We start from the raw sequence: 5,262 nt of genomic DNA, 5'->3' as shown, positions 1-5,262 counted from the left end.
ATGTTATAGGCTGGAGCGATGGTGGTATTAACGCCATTGAACTGGCTATGCGCCATCCGGATAAAGTGATCAAACTGGCTTCAACCGGCGCCAATTTRTGGCCCGATTCTACAGGTATTATCCCATCATATTGGAAACAGGAACAGATAGATTATAATGCAAAAAAAAGCACTGTATTTACAACAGCAAAGGAAAAAAACGACTGGAAAGTTTTCCTGCTCGATTGGTTTCAGCCCAACATCAAGCTTTCGGCCTTAAAGACGATCAAATGTCCTTCGCTCATTATTGCCGGCGACCATGACCTGATCCCTACTGAACATACCGTACTTATTTCCCAAAACATCCCGAAAGCTTATTTATGGATAGTTCCAAACTCAGGTCACCCTACCTTAATTGAGCATAGTGACGAGTTTAACAAGAAAGTAGATGAGTTTTTTGAACAACCATTTAATAAAAGATGATCATTATGATCCAGAACAAGCCCTCTTTTGTAAAATACCTATTGCCCACTTTTAAAACTTAAAAGTTAAGGCTGCCTGTGCTGCCACGGATGTGTAAAATGTACCGGAGCTACCATAGTCTGACTTTCCTATTGGCGCAAAAAAGTTATACTTCGACTCCAGGCTTAAACCTATATTATTGGTAAGGGCAAAAATGAACCCCAGGCGCGGGGCTAAATAAATATCCCGCTCCCGCAAGTCAACTATAAATTCACCAACGTTATCGGTTGAACTAAATGCGTAATGGGTAAAATAGAGCCCGATGTTTCCACCGCCATAAAGTCGCACATCATCGGCCAGGTTAAGGTTATAAACTGCTCCTGCGTAAGCCGAATATACCCTATAATCACTAAAGATGGTACTTGTATTTTCAATATCACCAGAGGTAACAAGGTCATCCTTAGGCTTGTAGGCATGGTAGCCCAGGGTAAGGCTTACCGTAAAATCATTCATGAAACGGGATACACCTAAACTATAATTAGCGGCAGGTTTATAAACATTTTTGAGATTGCCAAGCGGCGCATCATAGCCAACGCCAAATACAACACCATAACCCGAATCAAAATTACTCCCATCATTACCACCACCATAGGTTAGCGCAGCATGTGAACGGCGCTGGGCCATTACAGTACCTAAAAAGCACACAAGAACCAAAATAAATACAGATTTAAAATAAAGTACTACTCTGGACGACCGAGAATTAAATGACAAAACGTCGGGGTTGTGAGGGTTAAACTGATCAAGGCTCATTAACAGTAAAAATAAAAAAAAACATCAATTCAATGCATGCATCAGGATATTATAATATTTTGATGTTTTTAACTTTACTTAACCCAGCAATACTTTAAAAAGTAAGAGTAAATTAAAGCCCGGTTTAAATAAACCAGGCATAGAGGTATTAAATAAATATAGATTTATAATTGGTTTATAAAGTGAGTGCATTCAATTATATAAAGAGCCGTTAACTTCCGGCAGTTACCTGCACATTACCTCTTCTTTGCTTTTGGTTATACCAAATACCTGCCGTACAAATAATTACACTTAACAGTAAAAAACCCTCCACATATATATGGGCTAAAGGAATCCCTCTCGCAGGGTATATAAAAAATGACGAAAGATCTGGCAACAACAGGCCAAATAGTGGAAAACTCGAAAATATCCTAAAAATTGCTAACTCTTCCATATCTAACAATTTGATGAGCTAAATCTACACCTTTTAGGAATGTATTACAAATTATTTTGCTTAAAAAGTAAAATATTATTTCAATTAAGTTAATTTTAATACTAAATGTGCAGTATTGCTTCTGAAATCATAATAATAACTACACATTTAGAAACATTGTGCTTAAAAAGTAAAGCAATATTTCAACTGAGTTAATTTTCATAAAATATGCGCGTTGTTGCCTAAAGACACGATAATTAGTGCCTGGAAGAGCGTTTGTGCTCAGTAAAGAATTAAAAAGGCATTGCCCTAACTAATTCAAGCACATTATAACGTATAGCCGGATCATTATCAATAATTTGTTCTAATTCTGTATCTGATGATACATATACAATTATAAAATTACGGGCCTGATTCCAGAAGTTACCGCTCATTAGTACTTTACCAGCGTTTTTAAGATTTTCATAATAGTTAACACGTTCTTTAATACACTGCTGATGCTTATTAGTAATTTCTTTTTCTTCGAAAAACAGCATTACATGGTGGGGTTCTTTATAGGCTGATGCTTGTATCATAAGAGAAAATGGTTTATAATTTGATTTTATATTTTATAAATTGTTACATATTACAGGCAACTTCGGTAAGTATGTTACCCGGGGCATTAAAGTAAAACCCATAGCTGCCCCTTATATTACCCGGAGGGTGCTCTGTAGCAAAACCTGCGGCAACAAGGCGGTTATATAAATCGGTCACCTCATTTCTGGAGTCAAGGAAAAATCCGATGTGAAAAGCATCCGGATAGCTGGTAATCCCCTTACGGTTAAGGCTGCTTGCCATTAATACCAGGATAAAACCATCGCTTCCCTGCAAAACAGCCAATAAATTATCGCCCTTTATTTCAAGACATTTAAAATTAAAGTATTGTTCAAAAAAACTGATACTGGTAGTTACATCAGTTACAAGCAGATTAATATGGTTAAGTTTCATTGGTTTGATGCAATAGTAAATGAATGTTCGTTTATTTAAATAGTCAAATTTTTTTATGGTTTCAGAGCCTTTAAAACTAACCCAAATGTTTGCTCTATTAATTCTTCATTAAGCTCAAAGCTGCTGTTTACATAGCTTTTGCCCTGGTAATGATATTTTATTAATTGATATAAAGGTGCAAAGGCTATGGACCAATACACTTCGAATGGAAGTGGTATTAGCTGTTTCTTTTGGATGGAATTTTCCATAAATGGCCCCAGGATCAATCCAAAAGTAGTAGTAAGTCTTTTGCTTACTTCTTCATAAAAATGGGTATACCTCATAATTTCAATAAATTCCATTTCTGCAGGATAGCTTATAAAATACTCCATCCGGTTTTGCCATTGTATTTTTAAACCAACAGCAAAGTCCATCCCAGGCGAAAAATCTTTAAAACTATAATCCATCATTTTACCAGCCACATCAACACAAAGTTTAGTGATCAGATCATCCTTATCTTTGTAATAAATGTAGATTGTAGCGGGCGATACGCCAGCTGCCTTAGCCAGTTTATTAACACTAAACCCACCCAGTCCATTTTCCACCACCATTTCAATAGCTTTTTGGCGTATCAATAGTTCCTTATTTTCGTCGCGTGGTCGCATAATTATAATACAAATATAAATGAGCGTTCATTCATTAAAGAATTTATTTTGAAATAAAATTAACTATTCGGTTTACTGCCTCAAATGGAGATAATATTAAATAAAGAAAACAAATGCAAACAATTTCCGTATACGTTTGTAGCTATGGCAGATTGAATATTTTATTTAAATAGTAATAAAATTATGTGTAACTTAGCATTATCATACTAAATGTTAATAATTATGGAAAAATTAATAATATTAAGAATGTTCTTTTGCTTCCCTCTATTCGGGATGCTTTTACCTGACGCCGGCATATTGCTTTCAAAAAATCCGGCACATGTTCCTTTAACCCATGTAGTTATTGAGGTTTCGATGCTTTTTTGCATACTCATTTGTACTGCTGCTATTTTTTATGGCAAAAAACGTATTCAAAATCATGCGAATAAAGCTAATGAAGCATCTTATTTCTAAATTTTAACACTCTGTTATAAATCAATAATTTTTACCTGCCTGTTACCTTATCTTAAAACAGATAATTGTGGGTTTTTTATATCCCAAATCTGTCCCTTAGTTTACAAAAACGGCTGTTTCGATTAAAACTGGCACACTTTATTTTAGGTATACCTTTGCTATATCCCGCTTAGTTTTGTAGCTGATACTTGTCAACCGTTATTCATAAATGAAAACGTTCTTATCCCAGTATTGTAAATAAGATTTGTAATGCCAGCTATTATAATTATAAAGGCCAGCTTATTTAAATAAGCTGGCCTTTATTGAATTTTAACTTAAATACTACCCTGCCTTTTTATCCAGGTGTAACTGGTTGCGCAGTTCTTTAATTTCTATTTCATAGGCTCGCATACGGGCATGTAAAATATCAACCTCGGTACGCATCATCTGAATTTCAGTGATCAATTTGGCCGATTCAGGCTTATCGATCTTTTTTTCGCCGGTGCCCAGAATGAGCCACTCAGGTGAGTATTTGAGCTGAAAACAAAGCTTACGGATAAGATAATAGCTGATATCCTGCTTTTGATTGATCACCTTACTGATGAAACCCTGGTCAACGCCAATGGCTCCTGCAAGGCCCAGCTGACCGCCGTATTCCTTCACAATTACCTTTAACCGTTTTATTATTGCTTCGTCAGACATATATGACTGCAATAATAAACAATTTGTTCATTTGGCAAATATTTATTTGTTTTTAGGGATTATCCTGAGCTATTTATCATTAAATCTGCAGATAAATTCAAGTTCAAATTTCAACATTTTAATACCAAACCGACTACTTATATTTCATCGTATTTTAAATTTTCATGAGATGATTTTTAAATTCCGGTTTTAAAACCGGTACTTTGCAAAGTATAGCGGCTGTTTTATAAACATCAACTGCTTTAGTCTTTATAGTATTTAGTTAGTATTTAGTATTATGAAACCAGGAGACAAGGTAATTTGCATAAATGACAGGATTGACCCTGAAAAAAGCGAAGAAATAAGAAGGGATTTTGAGATCTGGATAACTAAAGATAAAGAATATACCATTCGCGAGATCTTAGACAATAACGGTATAGTACCTGGTGTACTACTGGATGAGGTGCACAATTTCCCCAAGTTTTTTAAGTTGATAAACCGTTTCCAGGAACCAGCGTTTGCACAATGGCGCTTCCGTAAGCTTAATTACGCCAGCCAACCCGCCGAGGCCATTAGCGAGGTAGAGGAATTGGTAGAACTGGAACAGGAAGAAAAGCAGCAAGTAAAAGTTAAATAGCCCCAGATAGTCCTTTAAAAACCCTGTCATCCCAAGGATCGGAGAAATTCGTTAATAGATTCCTTCGCTATCGCTTAGAATGACAGATTTATTAATAGTTACCATGCCGTAATAATGAATATTTACTTTAGCAATAAATGCTAATTATGCCAATTGGCATAATTAAAAATAAAAAAAATGCTGGCTTTACTCATAAATACCTGCAGCTTCGGTTTCAAC

Annotated in this window: 9 protein-coding genes; 3 read left to right on the top strand and 6 right to left on the bottom strand. The window is 35.5% G+C overall.

The genetic code is table 11. The features are described 5' to 3' along the window. Positions 1 to 461: alpha/beta fold hydrolase (locus AC1DRQ_RS29250; protein ID WP_477429315.1), on the top strand; the 461-nt coding region annotated here is incomplete at its 5' end. A gap of 51 nt (positions 462 to 512) precedes the next feature. On the opposite strand, the gene AC1DRQ_RS29245 is transcribed toward AC1DRQ_RS29250, so the two are convergent. The 5 genes from AC1DRQ_RS29245 to AC1DRQ_RS29225 form a co-directional block, all read right to left on the bottom strand. Continuing rightward, positions 513 to 1,211 carry a hypothetical protein gene (locus AC1DRQ_RS29245; protein ID WP_477429313.1) on the bottom strand — a complete coding sequence of 233 codons (699 nt, stop codon included), beginning with the start codon at positions 1,209 to 1,211 and terminating at the stop codon, positions 513 to 515. A gap of 250 nt (positions 1,212 to 1,461) precedes the next feature. After that, the gene (locus AC1DRQ_RS29240; protein WP_429395784.1) at positions 1,462 to 1,683 is read right to left on the bottom strand and encodes a hypothetical protein; all 222 of its coding nucleotides are present in this window, start codon (positions 1,681 to 1,683) and stop codon (positions 1,462 to 1,464) included. 272 nt (positions 1,684 to 1,955) lie between these two features. Next, positions 1,956 to 2,237 (bottom strand): YciI family protein, encoded by a 282-nt coding sequence (locus tag AC1DRQ_RS29235; protein WP_429395781.1) that lies wholly within the window; start codon positions 2,235 to 2,237, stop codon positions 1,956 to 1,958. A gap of 43 nt (positions 2,238 to 2,280) precedes the next feature. Then, a complete protein-coding gene (locus AC1DRQ_RS29230) occupies positions 2,281 to 2,649 on the bottom strand; it encodes a VOC family protein (protein WP_477429310.1) in 369 nt (122 codons plus the stop codon). Positions 2,650 to 2,702: 53 nt separating this feature from the next. Next, a complete protein-coding gene (locus tag AC1DRQ_RS29225; RefSeq protein ID WP_477429308.1) occupies positions 2,703 to 3,293 on the bottom strand; it encodes a TetR/AcrR family transcriptional regulator in 591 nt (196 codons plus the stop codon). A 222-nt stretch (positions 3,294 to 3,515) separates the two neighbouring features. Between AC1DRQ_RS29225 and AC1DRQ_RS29220 the strand changes: the two genes are divergently transcribed. Beyond that, positions 3,516 to 3,746, top strand: coding sequence for a hypothetical protein (locus AC1DRQ_RS29220; protein ID WP_477429306.1), 231 nt, complete (start codon positions 3,516 to 3,518; stop codon positions 3,744 to 3,746). 321 nt (positions 3,747 to 4,067) lie between these two features. Here the strand turns inward: AC1DRQ_RS29220 and AC1DRQ_RS29215 are convergent, their stop codons facing one another. Next, positions 4,068 to 4,427, bottom strand: a complete 360-nt coding sequence (locus AC1DRQ_RS29215; RefSeq protein WP_429395770.1) for a hypothetical protein — start codon at positions 4,425 to 4,427, stop codon at positions 4,068 to 4,070. Positions 4,428 to 4,704: 277 nt separating this feature from the next. Here AC1DRQ_RS29215 and AC1DRQ_RS29210 point away from each other — a divergent pair, with 277 nt between their 5' ends. Continuing rightward, positions 4,705 to 5,043 carry a hypothetical protein gene (locus AC1DRQ_RS29210; RefSeq protein WP_477429304.1) on the top strand — a complete coding sequence of 113 codons (339 nt, stop codon included), beginning with the start codon at positions 4,705 to 4,707 and terminating at the stop codon, positions 5,041 to 5,043. Positions 5,044 to 5,262: the final 219 nt, after the last annotated feature.

The organism is Mucilaginibacter sp. P4_E8, assembly GCF_056401495.1.
Note: the sequence above shows the minus strand (reverse complement) of the source record. Positions and strands in the feature narration are given on the sequence as shown.

What these genes read in the sequence shown, in the direction of transcription:
- AC1DRQ_RS29220 (WP_477429306.1), top strand. Translation starts at nt 3,516, where the DNA reads ATGGAAAAATTAATAATATTAAGAATGTTCTTTTGCTTCCCTCTATTC.
- AC1DRQ_RS29215 (WP_429395770.1), bottom strand. Translation starts at nt 4,427, where the DNA reads ATGTCTGACGAAGCAATAATAAAACGGTTAAAGGTAATTGTGAAGGAA.
- AC1DRQ_RS29235 (WP_429395781.1), bottom strand. Translation starts at nt 2,237, where the DNA reads ATGATACAAGCATCAGCCTATAAAGAACCCCACCATGTAATGCTGTTT.
- AC1DRQ_RS29225 (WP_477429308.1), bottom strand. Translation starts at nt 3,293, where the DNA reads ATGCGACCACGCGACGAAAATAAGGAACTATTGATACGCCAAAAAGCT.
- AC1DRQ_RS29210 (WP_477429304.1), top strand. Translation starts at nt 4,705, where the DNA reads ATGAAACCAGGAGACAAGGTAATTTGCATAAATGACAGGATTGACCCT.
- AC1DRQ_RS29240 (WP_429395784.1), bottom strand. Translation starts at nt 1,683, where the DNA reads ATGGAAGAGTTAGCAATTTTTAGGATATTTTCGAGTTTTCCACTATTT.
- AC1DRQ_RS29230 (WP_477429310.1), bottom strand. Translation starts at nt 2,649, where the DNA reads ATGAAACTTAACCATATTAATCTGCTTGTAACTGATGTAACTACCAGT.